General features: G+C 50.7%; 23 protein-coding genes and 2 pseudogenes. 20 read left to right on the top strand and 5 right to left on the bottom strand.

Translation table 11 applies throughout. The annotated features are described in order from the left end of the window. Positions 1–499: 499 nt before the first annotated feature. Positions 500–694, bottom strand: coding sequence for a YjzC family protein (locus tag PPOP_RS05335; protein WP_006285075.1), 195 nt, complete (start codon positions 692–694; stop codon positions 500–502). A gap of 263 nt (positions 695–957) precedes the next feature. On the opposite strand from PPOP_RS05335, the gene rpsF reads away from it, so the two are divergent. The 17 genes from rpsF (at position 958) to PPOP_RS05250 (ending at position 19,074) form a co-directional block, all read left to right on the top strand. Further along, positions 958–1,245: a 30S ribosomal protein S6 gene (rpsF, locus tag PPOP_RS05330; RefSeq protein ID WP_006285074.1), complete on the top strand. Its 288-nt coding sequence runs from the start codon at positions 958–960 to the stop codon at positions 1,243–1,245. Positions 1,246–1,291: 46 nt separating this feature from the next. Then, the gene (gene ssb, locus PPOP_RS05325) at positions 1,292–1,786 is read left to right on the top strand and encodes a single-stranded DNA-binding protein (RefSeq protein WP_006285073.1); all 495 of its coding nucleotides are present in this window, start codon (positions 1,292–1,294) and stop codon (positions 1,784–1,786) included. Between the two features lie 19 nt (positions 1,787–1,805). After that, positions 1,806–2,072, top strand: a complete 267-nt coding sequence (rpsR, locus tag PPOP_RS05320; protein WP_006285072.1) for a 30S ribosomal protein S18 — start codon at positions 1,806–1,808, stop codon at positions 2,070–2,072. A gap of 617 nt (positions 2,073–2,689) precedes the next feature. Then, positions 2,690–3,667 carry an LCP family protein gene (locus PPOP_RS05315; protein WP_006285071.1) on the top strand — a complete coding sequence of 326 codons (978 nt, stop codon included), beginning with the start codon at positions 2,690–2,692 and terminating at the stop codon, positions 3,665–3,667. Between the two features lie 117 nt (positions 3,668–3,784). Further along, positions 3,785–4,207, top strand: coding sequence for a CBS domain-containing protein (locus tag PPOP_RS05310; RefSeq protein WP_006285070.1), 423 nt, complete (start codon positions 3,785–3,787; stop codon positions 4,205–4,207). A gap of 128 nt (positions 4,208–4,335) precedes the next feature. Continuing rightward, on the top strand, positions 4,336–5,262 hold the full coding sequence (locus PPOP_RS05305; RefSeq protein ID WP_042227522.1) for a DUF2232 domain-containing protein: 927 nt from the start codon (positions 4,336–4,338) through the stop codon (positions 5,260–5,262). 11 nt (positions 5,263–5,273) lie between these two features. Continuing rightward, positions 5,274–7,232, top strand: a complete 1,959-nt coding sequence (locus PPOP_RS05300) for a DHH family phosphoesterase (protein ID WP_006285068.1) — start codon at positions 5,274–5,276, stop codon at positions 7,230–7,232. Further along, the gene (rplI, locus tag PPOP_RS05295; RefSeq protein ID WP_006285067.1) at positions 7,229–7,672 is read left to right on the top strand and encodes a 50S ribosomal protein L9; all 444 of its coding nucleotides are present in this window, start codon (positions 7,229–7,231) and stop codon (positions 7,670–7,672) included. The genes PPOP_RS05300 and rplI overlap by 4 nt, the downstream gene beginning before the upstream one ends. 1 nt (position 7,673) lies before the next feature. Further along, positions 7,674–9,029, top strand: coding sequence for a replicative DNA helicase (dnaB, locus tag PPOP_RS05290; protein WP_006285066.1), 1,356 nt, complete (start codon positions 7,674–7,676; stop codon positions 9,027–9,029). A 174-nt stretch (positions 9,030–9,203) separates the two neighbouring features. Next, entirely contained in the window at positions 9,204–10,487 is a 1,284-nt protein-coding gene (locus tag PPOP_RS05285) for an adenylosuccinate synthase (protein ID WP_042227518.1), read from the top strand. A gap of 156 nt (positions 10,488–10,643) precedes the next feature. After that, entirely contained in the window at positions 10,644–11,309 is a 666-nt protein-coding gene (locus PPOP_RS05280) for a hypothetical protein (RefSeq protein WP_006285064.1), read from the top strand. 386 nt (positions 11,310–11,695) lie between these two features. Then, on the top strand, positions 11,696–13,228 hold the full coding sequence (locus PPOP_RS05275) for a peptidoglycan DD-metalloendopeptidase family protein (protein ID WP_042227516.1): 1,533 nt from the start codon (positions 11,696–11,698) through the stop codon (positions 13,226–13,228). 334 nt (positions 13,229–13,562) lie between these two features. Further along, positions 13,563–14,297, top strand: a complete 735-nt coding sequence (gene yycF / locus PPOP_RS05270) for a response regulator YycF (RefSeq protein ID WP_006285062.1) — start codon at positions 13,563–13,565, stop codon at positions 14,295–14,297. Then, positions 14,298–16,151 (top strand): cell wall metabolism sensor histidine kinase WalK, encoded by a 1,854-nt coding sequence (gene walK / locus PPOP_RS05265; protein ID WP_006285061.1) that lies wholly within the window; start codon positions 14,298–14,300, stop codon positions 16,149–16,151. Further along, entirely contained in the window at positions 16,148–17,455 is a 1,308-nt protein-coding gene (locus PPOP_RS05260; protein WP_006285060.1) for a YycH family regulatory protein, read from the top strand. Before walK ends, PPOP_RS05260 begins: the two co-directional genes overlap by 4 nt. Positions 17,456–17,509: 54 nt before the next feature. Further along, positions 17,510–18,256 carry a two-component system regulatory protein YycI gene (gene yycI, locus PPOP_RS05255; RefSeq protein WP_006285059.1) on the top strand — a complete coding sequence of 249 codons (747 nt, stop codon included), beginning with the start codon at positions 17,510–17,512 and terminating at the stop codon, positions 18,254–18,256. Further along, the gene (locus tag PPOP_RS05250; RefSeq protein WP_006285058.1) at positions 18,253–19,074 is read left to right on the top strand and encodes an MBL fold metallo-hydrolase; all 822 of its coding nucleotides are present in this window, start codon (positions 18,253–18,255) and stop codon (positions 19,072–19,074) included. Before yycI ends, PPOP_RS05250 begins: the two co-directional genes overlap by 4 nt. Here PPOP_RS05250 and PPOP_RS05245 read toward each other — a convergent pair. Beyond that, positions 19,046–19,252, bottom strand: coding sequence for a hypothetical protein (locus tag PPOP_RS05245; RefSeq protein WP_006285057.1), 207 nt, complete (start codon positions 19,250–19,252; stop codon positions 19,046–19,048). The two genes, PPOP_RS05250 and PPOP_RS05245, sit on opposite strands and share 29 nt — an antisense overlap. A 290-nt stretch (positions 19,253–19,542) precedes the next feature. Between PPOP_RS05245 and PPOP_RS20060 the strand changes: the two genes are divergently transcribed. Beyond that, entirely contained in the window at positions 19,543–19,713 is a 171-nt protein-coding gene (locus tag PPOP_RS20060) for a CxxH/CxxC protein (RefSeq protein ID WP_006285056.1), read from the top strand. Between the two features lie 447 nt (positions 19,714–20,160). Here PPOP_RS20060 and PPOP_RS05240 read toward each other — a convergent pair whose 3' ends face one another. Next, positions 20,161–20,877, bottom strand: coding sequence for a hypothetical protein (locus PPOP_RS05240; RefSeq protein WP_006285055.1), 717 nt, complete (start codon positions 20,875–20,877; stop codon positions 20,161–20,163). Positions 20,878–21,588: 711 nt separating this feature from the next. Here PPOP_RS05240 and PPOP_RS20055 point away from each other — a divergent pair. After that, a pseudogene (locus PPOP_RS20055) lies at positions 21,589–21,732 on the top strand (IS3 family transposase); the annotation flags it as partial. A gap of 49 nt (positions 21,733–21,781) precedes the next feature. On the opposite strand, the gene PPOP_RS05235 reads toward PPOP_RS20055, so the two are convergent. Beyond that, positions 21,782–22,216 carry a hypothetical protein gene (locus PPOP_RS05235; RefSeq protein ID WP_042227513.1) on the bottom strand — a complete coding sequence of 145 codons (435 nt, stop codon included), beginning with the start codon at positions 22,214–22,216 and terminating at the stop codon, positions 21,782–21,784. Positions 22,217–22,304: 88 nt separating this feature from the next. Between PPOP_RS05235 and PPOP_RS05230 the strand changes: the two genes are divergently transcribed. Continuing rightward, a complete protein-coding gene (locus PPOP_RS05230) occupies positions 22,305–22,508 on the top strand; it encodes an Acb2/Tad1 domain-containing protein (protein WP_006285052.1) in 204 nt (67 codons plus the stop codon). An 81-nt stretch (positions 22,509–22,589) separates the two neighbouring features. Here PPOP_RS05230 and PPOP_RS23845 read toward each other — a convergent pair. After that, a pseudogene (locus PPOP_RS23845) lies at positions 22,590–22,718 on the bottom strand (type II toxin-antitoxin system HicB family antitoxin); the annotation flags it as partial. Positions 22,719–22,862 lie beyond the last annotated feature (144 nt).

Here is a 22,862-nt window from a genome sequence, read left to right as displayed (position 1 = left end):
CACGAGGGCATCCATATTGATGATTTGGAATAACTTTAGCTGTACACCGCATCGTTTCGCTGCTCGCATTGGGGGTTCCTCTACTTTCAAACGACATTTTCTATTATTTTACCATACTCCGTCTCTTTGTTCGATTAGGGTCAGACTTTTTCACCAGACTTCTAAAGCTCACTTTAAAAATAGGTAAGCTAGCAACATATACAAATGAAAGGACTCCGCAGGTGCAGAGTCCTTTCCTGGTTGACGGTGCATGATTAGTCCTTCTTTACTTCACTTCTTCAGATGGCTCAGGCATCCATATATGGCTGACCATACAAGATTCGTGATTCAGACTAAAGTGTCTTTAGCACAACCCCTCGCTTCTCTAATGATGTTGTCGTAAAGTGTACGTCATCACTTGGTTGTTTCGCTGCAATGTTCAACGGAACCCACCTCGCTTTGCACCGTCAGTCATTATTATGGCCGTTTGTGGCGATTTTATACGTAGGAAAATATTTTCTCAATGTGTAAGAGCGTGGGATTTCTTTTTCCATTTACGGTCTTTATTGGTCGTCTCCGGAAACGCGTCGCCTTTTTTCAAACGAATGAGCTTCGGATCCTGAATCTCGGTGTGGAAGCTCGCTTCGCCTACCTCCATGTAAATACCATCGTTGGGCGCTTTGTCTCCCGGTTCGAATTCGGTGCGTTCACCCATCATTGCCACCTCCTGACGTCGGCAGAATTGTCCTTTCCATCGTATTGTTCGCGTCCGGGCACAGGTTCATAAGTGGAGAAATGTAGGGGAAACGTCCCTCCCATGTTGGCGAGCAAATAACAGCATAAAATCAGCCAAGACAGCAAAGGTATGGCTTGCACCATAGCCCTGTTTTTGTTACACTTATTTAGTGCGAGTTTTCTCGCTCCTTGCTCCTGACACACCGATCAGGGGCCTGAAGTCCAAGAGGAGGTGAACGTGAAATGCGCAAATACGAATTGATGTACATCATTCGCCCAGACATCGAGCAAGAAGCTGTCCAAGCTGCAGTCGAAAAATTCCAAGGCGTCATCTCTAAAGAAGGCGGGGAAATTACGAAACATGACGTGTCGGGCAAACGCCGTCTTGCTTATGAGATCAAGAAGTTCCGCGACGGTATCTACGTTCTCGTGAACTTTACTGCACAACCTGCAGTGGTTGCCGAGTTGGAGCGTCAATTGAAGATCTCCGATGAAGTTATCCGCCATCTTGTAACAACAGACGTGGCTTAATTGCCAACCATCGTATTTCGTAAGTTACGTCGAGGGAGGGGATTGCATGTTGAATCGCGTGATCTTGATTGGTCGTCTAACCCGTGACCCTGAATTGCGCTACACGCCATCCGGAGTTGCTGTGACGCAATTTACGTTGGCGGTCGATCGTCCGTTCTCGAACCAGAATGGCGATCGGGAAGCAGATTTCATTCCTGTGGTCACATGGCGGCAGTTGGCAGAGACTTGCGCCAATTATTTGCGCAAAGGTCGGCTAACGGCCGTGGAAGGCCGAATCCAAGTCCGCAGTTACGACAACAGTGAAGGGAAGCGCGTATACGTTACGGAGGTTATCGCCGATAACGTACGATTCTTGGAGTCCAACCGCGATAGCGGAGGAAGTCGTGACGATATGGGCGGAGGTTATGGCGGCGGACAGCCCAACAATAACTCGCGGCCAAATGGCGGAGGAGGCTCTAGCCAGTCCCGCGGTCCGGCAGCGGATCCATTCTCTGACGACGGCAGGCCGATCGATATATCTGATGATGATTTGCCATTTTAATAGGGAAAGGACGAATGGAATGAGCTTCAAGCAAAATGAGGGCGGCGAACGTCGTTATGGCGGCCGTAAAGGACGCAACAAGCGTCGTAAAGTATGTTACTTCACTGCGAACAAAATTACGCACATCGATTACAAAGACACGGATCTGTTAAAGAAATTCATCAGCGAGCGCGGTAAAATTTTGCCTCGCCGTGTAACAGGGACAAGCGCAAAGTATCAACGTTTGTTGACTGTAGCGATCAAACGCTCCCGTCAAGTAGCTTTGCTGCCATACACAACGGAGTAATGCAAGAAAACAGCCGGGTCGATGACTCGGCTGTTTTTTGTCCTCATTTACACGTCTAACCTCAAGAAAAATCGTAAATCCCCCTAAAAAACCTATTAATAATTCCTATAATTCAATAAAAGGCCAGAACTGTGTTAATTCTGTATTTTATTTTTTGGTCAAATACATGTAAAATAAAACTTGTTGTTTTCTATAATTCGACAACTGTATGGTAGTACCAATGTAATACTTCATGGCTCCACTCATGGGACAGACGAAAAATAGATAAATCGGACCATGGGCCATCTAGGGCTAAGCCGAACATGAAGTGAAGGCGGCTTCACCTTTCCGGTTCGACCGGGGAGAGGGAGCCGGGTTGAACGCGTATGAATCGGCAGGATGCGCCATTCATCAAGGGCGTGTCTAAGAGCATAATATGCTAAGGAATGCATCGCACGGATTGCGTCTTACATGGGGGAAGACGCGCCAGGAAGAAGCGATGTTTCATTTGTTAATGCAGTAGTATAATCATACGGTAAAGGGGTGCGGCCAAAGAACTTGCCCAAGAAAGTAGCAAAGTGAAAACAGGACAGCGGGCAGGACGCTACAAATTCATCAAAAAGGAAGAAGTTGATAGCATGAAAAAATATAAAAAATGGTGGATAGCCTTCCTGGTGATCGCCATCATCGGATTCGGAGGATTTTTGTTCCGCAAACAAATCGCCGTCTTGGCATTCGACATGTTCCTATCGGGGCATGTGGAGGAAACACTGGAGAATTCGTACAAACCGATTGAAGGAAAAGAGGAAGTTATCCGCAAGGTTACCGAGCCCTTCTCGGTATTGCTGTTAGGTATTGATGCCCGAGGCAATGAAGTAGGGCGTTCAGACACCATCATTTATTCCATCGTGCGCCCGGAAGAAAACAAAGTGCTCCTGCTGTCGATTCCGCGCGATACGTACACCGAGATTATCGGGAAAGGATTCGAGACGAAGCTGAACCACGCCTACGCTTACGGGCAGGCCAAAATGAGCATGGACTCGGTGGAGAACCTACTAAAGCATAGAGTCGATCATTATGCGACCATTAACTTCGAGGGCTTGAAGGATATCGTCAACGCGTTGGATGGCGTAGAGCTTCCGATTAAGGAAGACATTGTGAACAAGGATCCGGCCCACGAGAAATTCCGGATCGAGGCTAACAAGCCAATTTACGATGGGCAGGAAGCATTATACTTCGTCCGCTACCGCGAGGATTCCGACATGAACCGTACCATGCGGCATCGCATCTTCTTGAATGCCATCATGCACCGGGCAATCGAAATGGATAAAATCGGCCGAATTCCTGAACTTATTCAAATTATGGGCGATAATTTCTCAACCGATATTCATCCTAAATTCATGATTGACCTGGCGAAGACGATGTTCACGCAGTCGGAAACGCCGCAAATGAGCAGCTACATGCTTCATGGCTACGGCAAAATGATGAGCAATGTGTGGTATTATATGATTGATGAAGAGGACATGGATTATGTGCAGACGCTCCTTGATAATTGGCTGGATCCGAACACGGAGAAGGCCGATCTGATGGAGCCGCGCGAAGTGAAGGAAGATTAAAACAGGTAGAGTCAGTCGTGATGGCGGCTGACTCTTTGTTTTTGATAAGGGAAATGTGTTAATTTAATCTTAGGGAGAAAAATGGCCCCTGCTTGACATGAGGAGGAGACCGCGCGGATGAATATTGCTTTTTTCTTGACACCCAAACATGAAGTCGTATGTTTAACGGTGAGTGCTACTTTGCGTCAAACCTTAGAAAAAATGGAATACCATCGCTTTACCGCCGTGCCCATATTAAATGACGAGGGGGAATTTGTGGGGACGGTTACCGAGGGAGACCTGCTGTGGCATATGAAGAATTCGAATGGGAGTATCACCTTTGAGAATGCGTCGCGCTTTTCACTGAAGGATGTGCCCCTGAATGTGCGCCATAAAACGGTTCGCATCGATTCGAACATGGAGGATCTGATTAACTTGGCCAAGGTGCAGAACTTCGTTCCGGTCGTTGACGATATGAACCGCTTCATCGGCATTGTCCGGCGCAGCCAAATTATTGAATATTGCGAGCAGTTTACGACGAGAGCCATGAATATCAAGTAAATATGGTATAATGAAGAATGGCGGTTTTATTGAGGACAGGGAAAAAATAAAGAAGTTAACCCCGGTTCTTGCGTAACGAACGGAATAGAACCAAGAGGGAAGAAGAGCTTCTCAAGAGGTGAAATAGGTTGAATTATCGCTGGTCATCGTTAGCATGGGCGGTTACGGCGCTCGTATTGTTATTACCCATCCTTCAACCGGTTCAGGTGTTGACGATGAGTTTTATAGCGGTGCCGTTTGTCATGCTCTATGCAACACAGTCCCTGCGTGGATTTATTCTACATGGGGCGGCATTGTTATTCATTCTATATGTCCTGCTCGGCAGCTTGGGGATGTTAGGCGTATTGACGGGAATCTATTTCATGATACCGGGAATCGTATTTGGCCATATGTTTAAGCAGAAGCGGCCTGCCTTGAATGTCTATGTCGCGGGAACGGCCATATTCCTCGTGGAATCGCTGCTGCTGCTGGCGTTCGCCAAGCTGGCGTTCGACTTCAATATGTATCAGTACATGATGTCGCTGATGAATGAGAGCATTGCCGGATTGCAGCAGACTTCGTTGTTCCCGGCGGATCTGACGCAGGAGATGAAAGAGCAAGTCGTTATCCTGTTTAGCCAAATGATTCCGCTCATGCTGATTACCGGAGCGCTCTATATGGGCACGGCTACGTATTCGATCAGTCGGGCGCTGCTCACGGCGCAGGGCATCCCTGTGCAGAAGCTGAAGCCGGTAAGGCAATGGATGCTGCCGCGGGCCTTAATCTGGTATTACTTAATTACCATCATTCTGGATCTAATCGTCCCGAAGTCGTCAGGAAGCTTCCTGATCCTGATCTTGATCAATCTGGTGCCGCTGCTTCAACTCGCCTTTATGGTGCAAGGCATTGGCTTCCTGTTCTTCTTAGCGCATTCGCGCAAATGGAACAGGGCAATTCCGGTCGTTATCGCCATTGTAGTCATCTTTGTGCCGTTGCTCCATGGCATTTTGCGAATTATCGGAATCGTGGATCTGGCCTTTCCGCTACGACAGGCCGTGTCCAAGCCAAAAGCGTAGGGTGAGAAGCTATGCCAAAAATGTTGTTCCAACGCTGGTATTTGAAGTACATCATCTGGAGGTTCGCGCTGCTCGTCGTGGTCACGAGTGTCCTTGCTTATTACAACTGGATGGTCGGTTTGCTTGCCTTCGCCGGCATCGCTGCATTGGCTGTGGCTTCGCTGATGGCGGAACACAAATTCCGGCGAGAAACGGAATTGTATTTGACTACGCTGGGACTTCGTGTCAAGCGGGCCGGAGAGAGCGCCATCGTTGATCTGCCCTACGGTATTCTCCTGTACAGCGAGAACCGGATCATCGAATGGCATAATGCTTATGTGGAGCAACTTGTGGAGCAGGATGGCCTGGTCGGCAAGGAATTGGGAGAGGCGTTCCCTCAACTTCAGGCCGGCCAGGATTCGGAGCATTCACAGGAACTGTTCATCGGCGGACGGATCGTCCATGCGGATATCGTGCCGGGGGAGCGAGTCGTCTACTTCACGGACATTACCGAGATATCGACCCTTCGCACACGGTACGAGGAAGAACGCATCGCCGTAGGAACGGTCATTATGGACAATCTGGAAGAGTCGACTCAAGGCATGGATGACCAGCAGCGGACCGGGCTCATCGCGCGGGTCGCCGGCCAGATTACGGAGTGGGCGGCAGAGAACGGGATTCTGATTCGGCGGCTCTCTTCGGAGCGGTACTTCCTCGTTATGAATGTACAGACATTGAGAGCTCTGGAACAGACGCGGTTCGTGATTCTAGATGAAGTAAGAGAGGCGCTATTCGGCAATAAGCTCCCGGTTACGCTCAGCATGGGGATTGCGGCCGGAGGAGACAGCATTACCGAGCTTGGACGGATGGCTCAATCGAGCCTCGATATCGCCTTGGGCCGGGGTGGGGATCAAGTCGCTGTCCGCATGGGTCAGCTACTGTCTTTCTTTGGAGGCAAGTCGAACGCAGTCGAGAAGCGGACGCGGGTTCGTGCGCGCGTTATCGCGCATGCGCTCCGCGATTTCATCCAGCAGAGTGACACCGTGTTCATTATGGGGCATAAAGTGCCGGATACGGATGCGATCGGTTCGGCGATCGGTGTACTTCACGCGTGTCGGATGCTCGAGGTCGAGGCTTATATCGTGCTGGAGGACAGCAATCCATCCATCGACCGGATGGTAGAACATTTGCGAAAAGACGAGATTCTCTGGTCCCGGTTTATTTCCCGTGGCGAAGCCGTCGAGATGATTACCGAGGCCAGTCTGGTTGTCGTGGTCGATGCGCATAAAGCTTCCTTGGTGGAAGAGCCGAAGCTGCTCCACTCGGAACGGATCGTCATCATCGATCATCATCGGCGCGGCGAGGAATTCATCAACGACGCGGTGCTTGTCTATCTGGAGCCGTATGCGTCGTCCACGGCCGAGCTTGTCACGGAGCTGCTGCAATATATCCATAACCGGATTAATTTGAGTATGCTGGAGGCAACCGCACTGCTGGCGGGCATCACGGTGGACACGAAGCATTTCACGATGCGGACCGGCTCGCGCACCTTCGATGCAGCCAGCTTCCTTCGCCGCCAAGGCGCCGATCCGCTGCTTGTGCAGCGCGTATTGAAGCAGGATCTCGATGATTATATCGAGAAGGCCGAGATTATCCGGCGCGCGGAAATGCTGTGCGGGCACATCGCGGTCGTGGTAACGGATCCGGGACGCAAATATTCACAGTTGCTCATCGCGCAGGTAGCTGATACGCTGTTGAATATGACCGATGTGCTGGCATCGTTCGTCATTAGCGAACGTCCGGATGGACTCATCGGGATTAGCGCGCGATCGCTAGGGCAGATGAATGTCCAGGTGGTGATGGAGCGGCTGGGCGGAGGCGGCCATCTGACTAATGCGGCCGTGCAGTTGGCGTGTCCGCTGAAGGAAGCGGAGGCCAAGCTGAGACGCGTGCTCGAAGAAATTGATGTGGAAGAGGGGTTGTTCGAATGAAAGTCATTTTGTTGCAGGATGTTAAAGGACAAGGCAAGAAGGGCCAAATCAAGGAAGTCTCCGAAGGGTATGCGCAGAACTTCCTGTTTAAGCAGGGACTTGCGCGTCCGGCGACGGAAGGCAATCTGAAGACCCTGGAGCAACAGAATCAATCGGAACAAAAACGCAAGGAGCAGGAGAAGCTGGATGCGGAGAAACTCGCTGCGACCTTGAATGAGACGAAGGTGCCGCTAACGGCGAAGGCTGGAGAAGGTGGCCGCCTGTTCGGGGCGATTACGACGAAGCAGATCGCTGAAGCGCTCAGCAAAATGAAACTCAAAATCGATAAGCGTAAGATTGAACTGGACGAACCGATTCGTTCGCTTGGGGTTACGAATGTAACCATAAAGCTGCACCCGGATGTAAAGGCGACAGTGAAGGTTCACGTCACGGAGGAATAAGATGAACGATTTATTCGTTGATCGGATTCCACCACAAAATCTGGAGGCGGAGCAAGCGGTACTCGGGGCCATTCTGCTGCAATCCGAAGCCTTGATTACGGCGATGGAACGGATTCAGCCGGAGGACTTCTACGATCCGGCTCACCAAATGATCTACGAGGCGATGATTGAACTCGGCGAGGAAAATCAGCCTGTCGATCTGATTACGTTGACGGCCAAACTGCAAGCGAAGCAGCGATTGGAGGATGTTGGCCGCCTCTCTTATCTAACGAAGCTGGCCAACGCGGTGCCGACGGCCGCCAACGTCGATTATTACGCGCAGATTATCGAAGAGAAGTCGATGATGCGCCGGCTTATTCGGACCGCGACCCAAATCGTAAGCGAAGGCTATTCCGGCGGCGATGATGTGTCCGGGCTGCTGAGCGATGCCGAGCGTCGGATTCTGGAAATATCGAATCGCCGTTCATCCAGCGGCTTCATCGCGATCAAGGATGTGCTGATGGATGTCTACGAGCGGGTCGAGTTCTTGAACCAGCACCAGGGCGGAACGACGGGGATTCCGTCGGGATTTCCCGATCTGGACAAGATGACGTCGGGCTTCCAGCGAAACGACCTCATCATTGTGGCAGCCCGTCCTTCGGTAGGTAAAACCGCGTTCGCGCTCAATATCGCCCAGAATGTCGGCGTGCGGGCGAAGGAAACGGTGGCGATCTTCAGTCTGGAGATGTCCGCCTCACAGCTCGTGCAGCGGATGATCTGTGCGGAGTCAAACGTGGATGCCGGCCGGCTGCGTACCGGACAACTGGAGGACGACGATTGGGAGAAGCTGACGATGTCGATTGCGGCGCTGTCCGAGGCCGAGGTATATATCGATGACACGCCGGGCGTGACCGTCGCCGATATTCGGGCGAAATGCAGGCGCTTGAAGAAAGAGCGCGGGCTCGGCATGATTTTGATTGACTACTTGCAGCTCATTCACGGGCGCGGCAAGCCGGGAGAGAACCGACAACAGGAAGTCTCCGAGATCTCCCGGACGCTGAAGCAGATTGCCAGGGAACTCGAAGTGCCTGTCATCGCCCTCTCGCAGTTGAGCCGAGGCGTGGAGCAGCGCCAAGATAAGCGCCCGATGATGTCTGACCTGCGGGAATCCGGTTCGATTGAGCAGGATGCTGATATCGTCGCGTTCCTGTACCGCGATGACTATTATAATCAGGATACCGAGAAGAAGAACATCATTGAGATTATTATCGCCAAGCAGCGCAACGGCCCGGTTGGAACCGTCGAGCTCGTCTTCCTCAAAAATTTCAATAAATTCGTAAGCTACGAACGCAATCATCTGGAATTGCCTGCAGGATAGAAATTTCATGGAATTCATCGCGTGCGAGCGTTACTTTTCCGAACATTGATATATGGTCGACACGTAATGTTCGCTTTTTATTGACTTCATCTTCTAACGCTGATACACTTAACATGCTGCCTTCGGAAGAGTGCAGCGAATATTGGTGTGTGAACACCCGACGGGGGTATGAAAATGTCTACAGTAGTCGTCGTAGGAACCCAATGGGGTGACGAGGGAAAAGGGAAAATCACCGATTTCCTCGCCGAAAGCGCAGATGTAGTGGCGCGATATCAAGGCGGTAACAATGCGGGGCACACGATCCTAATTAATCATAAAAAGTATAAGCTGAGCCTGATACCATCCGGCATCTTCTACAAGGATAAGATCTGTATCATCGGAAACGGCATGGTTGTCAATCCTAAGGCGTTAATCGAAGAAATAGAATATATTCATGAAAATGGCTTTTCGACCGAAAATCTCCGTATCAGCGATCGCGCGCATGTCATTATGCCGTATCATATGGTGCAGGACGGATTGGAAGAAGAGCGCAAAGGTCCGAACAAAATCGGGACGACCCGCAAAGGGATTGGCCCTGCCTATATGGACAAAGCGGCACGCAACGGTATTCGCATCGTCGATCTGCTCGACAAGGGCGTATTCGAAGAGAAGTTCTACCATCTCGCCAAAGAGAAGAACGAACTGATTAAAATGTACGGCGGAGAAGAGCTGGATATCGAAGCGATCCTGAAGGAATACTTGCACTATGCGGATGTGATTCGCAAGTATGTTGGCGACACCTCGGTCGTGCTGAATGACGCGATCGATGCCGGTAAGAAGGTGCTGTTCGAAGGCGCTCAAGGCGTCATGCTTGATATCGACCAAGGCACCTATCCGTTCGTTACGTCTTCGAATCCGACGGCAGGCGGCGTCTGCATCGGTTCGGGCGTGGGGCCGTCTAAGATCGAAGAGGTTATCGGCGTCGCTAAGGCTTATACGACACGCGTAGGCGACGGTCCGTTCCCGACGGAGCTGAACAATGAGACGGGAGACTTTATCCGCGAAGCGGGCCATGAGTACGGCACCGTTACCGGCCGCGCCCGCCGCGTCGGCTGGTTCGACAGCGTCGTCGTGCGCCATGCGCGCCGGGTAAGCGGCATTACCGGATTGTCCCTGAACTCGCTGGACGTGCTGACCGGCTTAAAGACGGTCAAAATCTGCACGGCTTACAAATACCGCGATCAGGTGATTGAGCACTATCCGGCGAACTTGAACATGCTCGCGAAATGCGAAGCCATTTACGAGGAAATGCCAGGCTGGACGGAAGACATATCGCAATGCAAGACGATGGAAGAGCTGCCGGAGAGCACCCGCAACTATGTGATGCGGGTGTCGGAGCTGACAGGCATTCCGATCTCGATCTTCTCGGTCGGACGCAATCGCGAGCAGACGAACCGGGTTCGTCCAATCTATCGCTAATATAATGAAGAGAATGGATGATTACCGGTTGTTCCTAAGAAGAACAGCCGGTTTTTTTTGTGCATATGTGGGCATACTAAGCAGTAACACAATGGCAACACTATCCGTTCTCTCTTCCATTACTAGACGGATGGGAGCTGGCTAGGAGGCATCATCATGCGCATGACGCTACGCATTATCCGCCTGATCGCCATCATCGTGACGGTCAGTGTGTTATCCGGATTTATCACGATAGCCACGATGGCGGTCGTCGTCGATCGCTATATACAATCGGCGTTGAGCACGTTCCAGATTCCGATTGAGCTGCCTTCTCTCACGCTCACGACGATGTGGGGGGAATTGTTCGGAGGCGAAGGCAGGGTGCAGCCGGGCAATAGCAGGCAGACGCCACAGAGTCGGCAAGCCCCGGCAGCAGGTAAAAAAGCAGCCGATCCGCCGAAGAAGGATCCTGGCGACGAGGCGCTGCCTGTGATGGGCGGAATCTCTTCCGCTGAGGCCGCGGAGCAGGAGCGGGTCGTCATCTCCCCGGATGCGCTGTCCCGCAATAAAGAGGAGATTCCGGCATCCGACAAGGAGCAGCTATTCGCCACCTTGATGAAGAAGCTACCTCAGGAGGAGATGCAGCGGCTGTCTACATTGATGGAGGACGGCTTGACGGAGGTAGAACTGACGGAAGCTGAGCAGATTATGGCGAAATATTTGAATGACGAAGAATACGGACAGATGCTCGAATGGTTGAAGGGGAAGCCTGACACGGCGGAGGAGCCGAACTTATCTTCCGGGGCAAACGGCCAACCGAGCGATCCGGAAGGAATGCCTTGAGTCCTCTCCGGGCCGGGCTTATCGAAGAGTGGCAGGCGTGCCAATCATGAATAACAAACACACGGTTATGGTGAATCCTGCGTAGCAGGCGTGCCATAGCCGTGTGTTTTTGTTAAAAGTTGAAAAGCCCTTTCTTGTTGCCCATTTTTTTCGTCAGTTGCATTATTCTCTCATCCTATGGTACAGTAATAAAGGTGAAAAAAAGGTGACAAAAATTTAACTATTTGTCGGGGTCCGCAGCTTGATGCAGAGACAGAATGGATACGGATACAGGGAATCGAGCCTTGCCGGTGCGTCGCGTATAGGCATGCAAAGTCACCGTTCGATGTTCCGTTGTAATCGGCGCAGAAGTCTTGATATCAGATATGAAGCAAAAGGAGACTGACATGGAACTTTACGATAACGTTCACCGGACGGAGGAGAAGAATTCGGCTTCAGCCAGCCGGTGGCAACAATGGAAGGCAGTGTGGCGTCGGATGATGCCTGAATTCGCCCAGCAGTGGATCTCTACTCATCGGAAGCAGCTTGGTCTGACTCTGGGGGGATTGACGTTTATCGCTGCTTCGATCTGGGGCGGAACCGCCTATGTTCATGCAAATACGGTAGCGTATTTTCACGTATATAATAGTAATGAATGGATAGGAACGGTCTCCAATCTACATGAGATGGAGTTGTTCTATGCGAAGAAGCAGCAGGAAGAGCAAGGGAAATATCCGAACGCACATATCCAGATTGATACGAAGAATGTCCGTACGGAGCCGGATTCCGGCTTCAAGGCGAAGCCGACGACGGAAGAGACGATGGCCAAGCTGGATCGTACGCTGAAGCCGTATGCGGCAGGCGTTCAGCTCAAGGTGAACGGCAAGAGCATCGGCATCGTGAAGGATGAAGCGACGGCGGAGAAGATTCTCGCCCAGATTAAGTCGAAATATTCCGGTCAGGCGGGCGCAGGCACATCGGCCAAGGAGGTCAAAGTGCTGTCCACGCCGGTCCGTTCCGCGAATGCGACGAAGGCGATGTCCCGTGTGGAGTCGGTCGAGTTCCGCGAGCGGGTAAGCATGGAGGAGAGCAATACCGATCCGCAGCAGGTGCTGGAGCCGGAGGAAGTGCTCCGGATGCTGACGACAGGTGTCACCAAGCCGGTCCAATATACCGTGAAGGAGGGCGACACGCTCTCTTCGATTGCCAAAAAGCAGAATGTGCCGCTGGAGACAATCTATCGCAACAACCCGAACGTCGGGGAAGAAGTGCTGAAGCCGGGACAAGAGTTGGATCTGACCGATGCGAAGCCGACGATTACGGTGAAGACTGTGGAAGCGTATAGCGAATATTTGGTGACGGAGCCGCAGCGGATCGTTAAGGAGGATCCAGACATGCGCGCCGGCGAATCGAAGGTGGTGCGCAAGGGCACGCAGGGCCTGAAGCGGATGTCGTACCGTCTAACGAAGGATAACGGCAAGCTGACTCATGAAGAGTGGATTGAGCAAGAGGTGATTGAGCCTTCCGTTCCCGAGATAATTGTGCGTGGAACGAAGGTGGTGCGCGGCGAAGGCACAGGCACCTTCGATTGGCCCGTCAATGGGCCCACACTGACCAGTGGATTCGGCAGCCGCTGGGGCCGGACGCATAAGGGTATCGATCTCGTATCGTCCGATCGCTCCATCATGGTAGCGGACGAAGGCGTCGTTATTTTTGCCGGGCAAAAGAGCGACTACGGCAATGCTATCATCGTCGACCATAACAATGGCTACCAGACGCTGTACGGCCATCTCAACTCCATTAACGTCAATGTCGGAGATATTGTCGAGAAGGGACAAGATATCGGCGTGATGGGCAATACGGGCGATTCGACGGGCACGCATCTTCATTTTGAGATTCATGTGAACAATGAAGTACAGAATCCTTTAAAATACTTATAATTTGAGCCTAAATAGGCCGCAAGATTCGATGCCGAGCTTCTTTCGATATGGCTTTGTGATCAAGAGTGGACTTTTTGTATAACCTATTATAAACGGCAGTGAGGTGGGAGAATCATTCCCGCCTCTTTTTGGTGCATACATGGCAGAGCCGGAAGGAAAGCGTACAGCGGTGAAGAAGCTATAATTTTATCCAATCCGGGTTGCCATTCGGGATGTGCCGGCAAATATGGTAATATAGAGGGACACGGATCGTATGGACTGATTCTATCGATTGTTGGCGGTCGGAGCCGAATCATTACAGGATACATTTCAAGATAGAGAGAGGTGTGGCTTCATGCACGGTAAAATTCTCGTGGTGGATGATGAGCAGCCGATAGCGGATATTCTCAAATTCAATCTGGAAAAGGAAGGGTACGAGGTCATTTGCGCCTTCGACGGGGGTACAGCGGTCGACCTGGCGCTATCGGAGAAGCCGGACCTGATCCTGCTTGATCTGATGCTGCCGGTGAAGGACGGAATGGATGTGTGCCGGGAGATCAGACAGCATCTCCATATGCCGATCATCATGCTAACGGCGAAGGATACGGAGCTGGACAAGGTGCTCGGGCTGGAGCTGGGCGCGGATGATTATGTGACGAAGCCGTTCAGTACGCGTGAGATACTGGCGCGGGTCAAGGCGCATCTGCGCCGGCAACATAAGGCGTCCGCCCAAGCGGCGGCCGATGAACAGGGCACGGATAACGGCGAGAAGCAAGGCTTGCGGCTGCATGAGCTGCTGATTGACACCGATATGTATGTCGTGTACAAGAACAAGGAAATGCTCGATCTGACCCACCGGGAGTATGAGCTGCTTCATTATCTGGTGCGGAATGCCGGCAAGGTCATGACCCGAGAGCATCTGCTGCAGGCGGTATGGGGATATGAATACTTCGGCGATGTCCGTACGGTAGACGTGACGATTCGCCGCCTGCGTGAGAAGATCGAGGATGATCCGAGCAAGCCGGAGTATATCATTACGCGGCGGGGCCTCGGTTATAGGATGCGCAACCCGCATAACGGGGGCTTCTAAATGAAGCGGGGGATCGGCCGGTTCTTTCGCACGATTCAAGCGAAGCTGATCATGATTTACGTATTGCTCATTCTGATCGCGATGCAACTAATCGGTGTGTACTTCGTCAGCTCGATGAAGAATTCGTTGACGCTGAACTTTTCCCGGGATCTGCGCAATACGGCAGGGCTGCTGTCTCATTATACGGGCCAGACGTTGAAGGGCGATGAGGCGGTAGACAATCCGTATACGATTAAAGAGATCGATCGGTTCGTTCGCAACTTCATCAATATGAACGGCATGGAGATTCAGGTGCTGGATGCAACGGGCAGGGTGTTGACGACTTCGTCGCAGACGAGCACGGAATATGTCGGACGCAAAAATACGGAGCCAGTCGTGAACCGCGCGCTGCAGGGCATCAGCTATAACGAGGAAGTCATCATCGACGACAATAACGTGCGCAAGCAGATTGTGGCCCAGCCTGTCTACTCGAACGGGAAGCTGGTCGGCGCCCTGTATATCGTCGCGTCAATGAAGGAGCTGTACGAGACGATTAACGGAATCAACCGCATCTTCTTCTCGGGGATGGCGATTGCGCTTGGCCTGACGGCGGTGCTGGGCATCATTCTTGCCCATACGATTACGCAGCCGATCAAGGCGATTACGAAGCAGGCGACGAAGGTGGCGGAGGGGAACTTCGATGGCGAAGTCGCGGTGCTCGGCACGGACGAGATCGGGCAACTGAGCGAGGCGTTCAACTATATGACGCGGCGGCTGCAAGAAGCGCTCAATGCGAATGAGGAAGAGAAGGAGAAGTTGGCTTCCATCCTGACGAATATGAGCGACGGCGTGATCGCGACGAACGAGGCGGGACAAGTCATTCTCGTGAACCGCCGGGCCTGCCTGATGCTGGGGTTCCGGGAAGCCGATGCCTTGGGCCGGTCGATCGCCGGGCTGCTCAGCATTCCTGAGCGTCAGGTCGATCAGCTCGGCAGCGGAAAGAACAACGGGATGCTGCTCCTGGCGCGCGGGAACGGCGAAGCGGCCCATCCGGGCGGCGATACGGTGCTGCGGGTCTCATTCACCCCGATTCACCGCCGCGGCGAAGGTATGACTGGTTCGATTGTCGTACTGCAGGATGTGACCGAGCAGGAGAAGCTGGAGCAATCGCGCCGCGAATTCGTCGCAAATGTGTCGCATGAGCTGCGCACGCCGCTCACGACAATTAAAAGCTATGCGGAAGCGTTGGAGGACGGCGCCCTGGAGGAGAAGGAGCTGTCCGGTCGCTTCGTCGGCGTCATCCGCAATGAGACGGAACGGATGATCCGGCTCGTGACGGATCTGCTTCATCTGTCGCGGCTTGATTCGAAGCAGGCGATTATGCGCAAGCAACCGACCGATATTGCCGAGATGCTGGAGGATGTGCTGGACCGCTTCTCCTTCCAATTCCGCAAGAAGCGGATTACGGCCAAGGCCTCGGTCGAGGGAACCAATATTCCGGTCTTCATCGACCGCGATCAGATCGATCAACTGCTCGACAATCTCGTGTCGAATGCGTTGAAATATTCGCCCGCTGGCGGCGAAGTCACCTTGTCCGCCATCTTGCGGGAAGATAAGCCGAACGTTGAGGTGAACGTGAGCGACAACGGCATCGGCATTCCGCAACAAGATCTGGAGCGTATCTTCGAACGCTTCTATCGTGTCGACAAGGCGCGATCGAGAAATAGGGGAGGAACCGGTCTGGGGTTGTCCATTGCCCGGGAAATTGTGCGGGCGCATGGTGGGGATATCCGAATCGAATCGGAATGGAATAAAGGCACGAAGGTGACCTTTACCCTTCCGGTATCGGCTGAAGGGAGTGACCCAAGCGTATGATCGAGCGGCTAAAGACGATAATGCTCGCCGTGCTTGTGCTGCTTAGTCTCGTTCAGAGCTTCTTCCTGATGTACAGCATGCCGAATTACAATTTCGAGAAGAAGACGACCAGTGACTATATCAAAACGGATCCACTCGGACCAGAGGAACGACTGGAAAATCTCATCTTCCCGGAACAGATGATTCTTCACCTGGGAGAAGACAAGCATACGATGCTGTATCCGGGAACGACGTTCTACAATATTATCATGCAGCGCCTGCAGGGGCGGACGTATGATGACTTTCAATATCATCCCGTTTCCTCGGTCGAATGGGAGCGGGTCCGGGAGCAGAACGAAGGGATCGAGTTGAGATTCAACTCGCCGGTACCGGCGAAGCTGCTGCAGAGGGTATTCTTGCTTGGGGATGATACCACCTTCCTAAAGGAGACCATCAAACGGATATGGCTGTATGTGAATCCCGAGTCAAATGAGGTCCGGGTGTTCTTCTTCAATGCGAAGGGAGACGCGGTCTATGAATCGACACGGGCCGATCTTACGGTGCAGGATGTTGCGCAGCAGGCCGAATTCGGCCGCACCTGGACGCCGTACCGCATGGTCGGCGGTATGTTCTATCTACCAGAGGAACCGCTGGAGGCGGTAGAGGTACAACTGCCGTATGAGCAGATTACGGTGGAGCAGATGCAGCGCAGCCTGTTCTTCGATCCAACCTTGACGAAAAAAATTGTCGCCGGCGACTCCGAAATTTATACCGACGCCAAGCGGGGCCTGGAGATTAACCGGGGAGAGCATTGGATTATCTATTCCGATCCTGCGGTGACGACGGAAGGGAAGCAGGATGTTGCAGCGGATGCGACATCGGCGGTCCGCTTCATCAACCAGCATGGCGGGTGGAACGGAAAATACCGCTTCACGCTGCCGAATCCGAACGAGAGACAGGCCGGATTGTTCGGCGGGGTGAACGAACGCGGAGTCGTCATGCGGTTCGAGCAGTATTGGGGCTCGTACCCGGTCATCAGTACGCCGAAATTCCATTTTGGTTATATGCAGGTGACGATCCAGCAAGGAACGGTCACCACTTACGAGCGCTCGCTCATTCAACTGCTCAACCGCTCCACCGAGAAGGAGATACGCAAGCTTCCGGCTGGCGACGCCTTGCTGAACAAGCTGAAGGCGCTCGGGCGGCTGACTGAGATCGTCAGCGTCGATCCCGTCTACGTGCCGCATCACAGCAAGGAGACGATTCACTTGGTCCCTACGTGGCAGGTGAAGTTCAATGACGGATCGACGACGCTCCTGCAGTAGGGCGAATCCTGCTCGATGCGGAATCGGAATCAGGAAGCACAAAGGAGGATCGGCATGGATTGGAGTCGGGCCAAAAATATTTTGATATATGCGTTCCTGTTGCTGAATATCGTGCTCGGCTACCAGTTGTGGCAGGATATTCGCGAGCAACTCCATTCCGATCTGGACTGGACGTCGCTATCCGAGGAGACTCGCCAGATGATGGATGTGAAGAGAATTCAGGTTACGGCCAAAATACCGGCGGAAACCCCGGCGCTGCGCGAGATTACGTATCGGTTCGTCCGGTACGATCCGGAACCGGTGCCGCTCGAGAATCCACAGGATAGCACCATTATTTTCACGGAGAAGGATCTGGTGCGCGGGCTGCAGGGAGAGATTCCCCATATTGAAATGTACCGCTATGATTCGTTCAGCGGAAGCGTCAACACCTTCCTGCTGCACCAGCGGCTGGCGAACGGGCTGCCGATATTCGAAGTGGCGCTTGAGCTGAGCACCCGCAGCCAGAAGATTACGGCCTACCGTCAGCAATATGTGGAACTGATCGAGTCGAAGGTGAATCAGGAGCAGAAAATATTGTCTGCGTCCAAAGCGCTGCAGAGTGTGATCGACAATGTGCTGGCGCCCGGCTCGATCGTGAAGGATATCCAGTTGGGCTATCATGGCCAGCTCTTCGATGCAGATACCCAGGTGGCGGCGCCTTCCTGGCGGATTCTGCTCGAGAATGGCGAGGTATACTACGTGAATGCGATGAATGGAGCGGTGGATAGTTCACAAGCGGGAAAGAAGGAGAGCGAGAAATGAGTTTACGATTTTCAGTGTTGTCGAGCGGTTCGACGGGGAATGCGACCGTGATCCAAAATGACGACGCGACGGTGATGATCGATGTTGGTCTGAGCTGCAAGCGGACGGAGCAGTTGCTGGAAGAGCAGGGACTCTCCGGCAAGCAGATCGATGCAATCTTCGTCACGCACGAGCATTCGGATCATATTAAGGGATTGGGCGCGTTTGCGCGGAAATATGATTTGCCCATCTATGCTAACGAGAAAACATGGTCCGCGCTGGAAAAGCATGTCGGCAATATCGCGGAGGAGAACCGCATCGTCATGCAGGCCGGCGAAGCCCGCGACTTCGGCGATCTGCGCGTGGAGTCGTTCGGCATCTCGCATGATGCGGCTGAGCCGGTAGCGTACCGTTTTTTTGAAGGGGAGACGAAGCTGTCGGTTGCGACCGACTTGGGTTATATGAGCGATAAGGTCCGGGACGCGATCGCCGATTCGGATGTGCTCGTCATGGAATCGAACCATGATGTCGAGATGCTTCGCGTCGGGCGTTACCCATGGAACATTAAGCGCCGTATCTTGAGCGATCTCGGCCATTTGTCGAACGATGCGGCGGGCGAGGCGCTATGCGAGGTCGTCACCGGCAACACGCGCCGTACCTATTTGGCGCATCTGAGCCTGGATCACAATATGCAGGATTTGGCCCGGATGACGGTACAGGGCGTGATGGAAAGCAAGGGCCATTTTTTCAAAGAGAGCGAGTTCCAATTGAAAGATACGTATTATGACCGTCCGACGGTGTGGGATAAGGTTAGCACGAAGTCTTCGGTTCGCCGGTAAGCCATTGATCGACTTCGTGCGCTTTACGCGCGATGTCCGCATCGGTGACGAGTCCTTTCTCGACCAGCAGTTCTATCAAGGTGGACAAGGCGAGCGTAAGGCGGTACTGGTCTTCCTTCAAGTCGGCAAGCTGCCCCACCATATTGACGTCCGACCAAGCGGAATAGGCTGTTTTCATGTGCATTTCCTCCTTCATAAGGGAATGGGGTGGTAAAGAGTTACAATGCATACCTTTTTTCTCAACGAGAACGATGTATAATAGAATATGCACGAGGAAATGATGACATGCCTAACGTATGAACTGTCCGGGCAGGTCATCTCATATATAGTATTGACCGTTTGAAAGTTTGGCATTCCTGTATACGGGCGGTGCATGAGCACGGCAATTTGAATTCTAGTGCAGTACCAGGACGGAGCAATGGCTTCTCCAATATGGACAGTAGGTTAGCCAAGAAAGAGGGAACATGCATGTATGTCGTCTGTAAGGAACACGTAGAATTGGCAATCGATAAATTTGTTGATGAGTATGAGGATGCCCCCGATCTCGTCAATTTGGACGAGGTCGAATTCAGCGATTGGGAAAAGCCAGTCAAATGCTGCATGAATTGCGATCAGGAGGCCCATTTTTTAATCGTGTAAGAAATAGGAAAGGAATAACCGGGTGAGGCAAGGAAAAGCAAGGATCCGAAACAAGGTTTTAACGCAAGCAACAGGGTTTGCCCTGGGAAACGTTCGTCAAGGGTGGCTCACTGTAGCCGTTGTGATGCCCCTTTTATTTTGACCAAAATTTCTTCGAATTAATCTTTCATGTATTCGAAGCAATAAACCTGAATATGATACAATTAACTATGTCGGTGCTTATTTCTTATTAACATAGCACAGAAATGGGCGGTGATTAAACAAACAAATTTGTAAAAACGATGGGGAGGATGCAGATACTACCTATTTTCTGGCCCATTTTCATGCGGACACCGAAGCCTACCGTATATTCGGTGGAATACTGTGAGCTATAGGGTTCATTCGTCTCTTACAAAAATAAGGAGAGGCTGTCCCTTAAACTGCCGTGGGCAACAGCCTCTCTTCATTTTAATAAATTATAACGGAAAAACAAACACCTGATAGTTTTTCAGCCCAGCCTGTACCTTGTTGGTAAGAGTCAGAGAATATATCTTTTTCGTATACATCAAATTTCCAGATGTTAACCATCGGATACGCTTTAATATTTGCCTTTTTTCCATACGGTATCTGTACGTCTTGTGTATCTGAAACGGAGAACGATTCAGATACATTGAAATTAACTGCTGCGGATATAATTTCAGCAGGTACTGAAGCGCTCCCCCCATATGAAGCTTGCACATTTTCAGAAAAAACAGACATGCTTCCACCTGGATACTCATAATAGGAGTTTCGAATCATTACTTGGCCGCATCCCTCACGGGGTCCTTCCACATTTTTCAGGTATAGCTCCCCAACCCAACGTTTAGCATGTGGGGAATTGTTTGCTGGCGTGGGCATCTCCATGATAGGGCTAATATGAAAAATTTCCACATGTGGTGAGGGGAGCGTGATTCCCATTTTTTTTGCGTATTCCTCGACATCACTAACTTTAATGACCTTTTTTACAATTTTACCGCTTCCATCTTTCTCAAAACTAACTTCGCCTTTGATGTCTTCACAGGGGGCGATTGATGGAAATTTTGGAGAAACAGAGTCAATTTTTGTACTGGAAGAAACGGAAGTGAAAAAAACGAATAACAGTGACAAAGATACAAACAAACCGGTGATAAACTTCTGTTTCAACATTAACATGGCCTCCTCGGATCAAGTTATATAATTATCGACATAAAAATATTACCATGTAATCTTTTGGAAATGGACAAAACGAGCCGAAGACCAACTCCCCTTTTCCAGCGCTCCAATCCTCAATCGGGAGGGCGTCGAATGAAGTTTTCAAGATTTTTTATATAAAAATTTATCTATAATTGAATTTCTGATCGAAATGATTAGGATTTCAGGTAACAACACAACACCCAAAAAAAGTACAAAAATAAGAGGAAAAGAAGCTATAGATATTTGAATATCCTTGGCCCCGATTTTGCCTTCTCAACTAGTACAACCACAGAGGCACAGAAATAATCCACATTAAAATGGTTGAAATAATTAAATTTCGAACGTTTGCCCAAAGTAAACAAAATAATATAGACAAAATAATAAGCACAAATCAAGAATGGAACCAACTCAAACTCATAAGAATAAAAGTAATTGTTGGGTACAACAAAACAATAATGATTTGAAATATCTTGTTCTTATACTACATAAATACACACACCCGCCAATTGGTAATAAAAGTGCTTGGAGTCTCGGTGGATCACTGGCTAAAGATATAGCTGTAGGTATTTGCACGTAGACATGTTGGGGAAGGCTATTTAATAGCCTCCCCCTTCTATAGGTAAGAGAAGCAGTAAAATGCAATATAGGCTGATTTAGGACCGATTAGTGTCATAACCAATGACCTTCCAGAGCCTTCGGCACCTTGAGTTGGAACGATATGATTACGTCAACTGGTTCAACCAGCATCGAATTCATGGAACTTTAGGGTACTTGACCCCTGCCCAATTGTTTATGCATCCCTTAAAAAGTTGTTTGATTTACTGTTGACAATCCAACTTGTTCTTACATTAATGAAAAGTGGGGGATTACCCACTCTTTATAGGTAAGAGAAGTAGTAAAACGTAATATAAGCTGCTATGGGGCCGATTAGTACCATAGTCCACGATAAAACAATGCTGTGTATTTTTTGCGCTAGATAGAATGACACAGAACCAGCTACTGTGAATAAAATGGCTCCGATAAGAAGCGGCCCATAAATTGAACTAATGATAAGTGCAAAGATAAATCCTAAAATGGCGTAAGAAATAAGGGAAACCCATATATTTTTGATATTAAGTTTTGTAAGTAATTTTAGAAGTAACCAACCGAGTATACAGCCAATGTAGCTGTAAACTGTAGTGAATATAATACCTAAGTCATCGGTTCTCATCGTGTTAGTGCGAGACCAATCCACTGTACTTATAAAAAGCAAAAAGTAACATACAGTAGCAACAAAAGCCGAAGCACCAGCCCCTTTAAGGTAAGCAAACATGGTCACCACTCCTCTACACGTAATATAACATGGAATGTTTTTCAAGTCACTGAATAATCTTTTATAACCTGTATCGGAGGTGTTTAAAATGAATCCGCAAATCGAAAACAATTTTAAGTACCACGAACCGCAGCCTGGGCAGCCGGAGAAGTACACGGCTATTTGCGAGAAAGCAAAGGAGCTAGCCTATCTGATTGATGATCTGGCCGTGAATAGCCGTAAAAAGTCTCTGGCCATGACGAACCTTGAACAAGCGGTAATGTGGGCTAATGCTGCAATAGCGCGTAATTAATCTGTTAATCCTCCTAACCTTTATACAGCCGCTCCTTTTGGGGCGGCAATTTCAGTCTAATGCACAAAAAAAGACTTCTCATCAAGAGAAGTCCTTAACACCAAGTTTCTGCTTCAATGCGTCCTGAAGCGTCTGGGAAAAGTTAATCCCTTCCTCGGCAGCAGCATCGTTTAGCCATTTTGGAATCGTGAGCGTCTTATTAATGGCCTTAAAACATTCCATGTTATATTACGAATAGAGGGGGAATTGTTTTTTGCAAGTGACGGATTGTAAAATGAAGTGCGACACCTTCTGGAAATAAAAAAACAAAAGGCTCATGGCCGGATTCGTGTAGAATGAAAGTTCTCACCACCC

The sequence above is a fragment of the Paenibacillus popilliae ATCC 14706 genome (genome assembly GCF_000315235.1).
In the GTDB taxonomy this organism is placed as follows: Bacteria; Bacillota; Bacilli; order Paenibacillales; family Paenibacillaceae; genus Paenibacillus_B; species Paenibacillus_B popilliae.
Note: the sequence above shows the minus strand (reverse complement) of the source record. Positions and strands in the feature narration are given on the sequence as shown.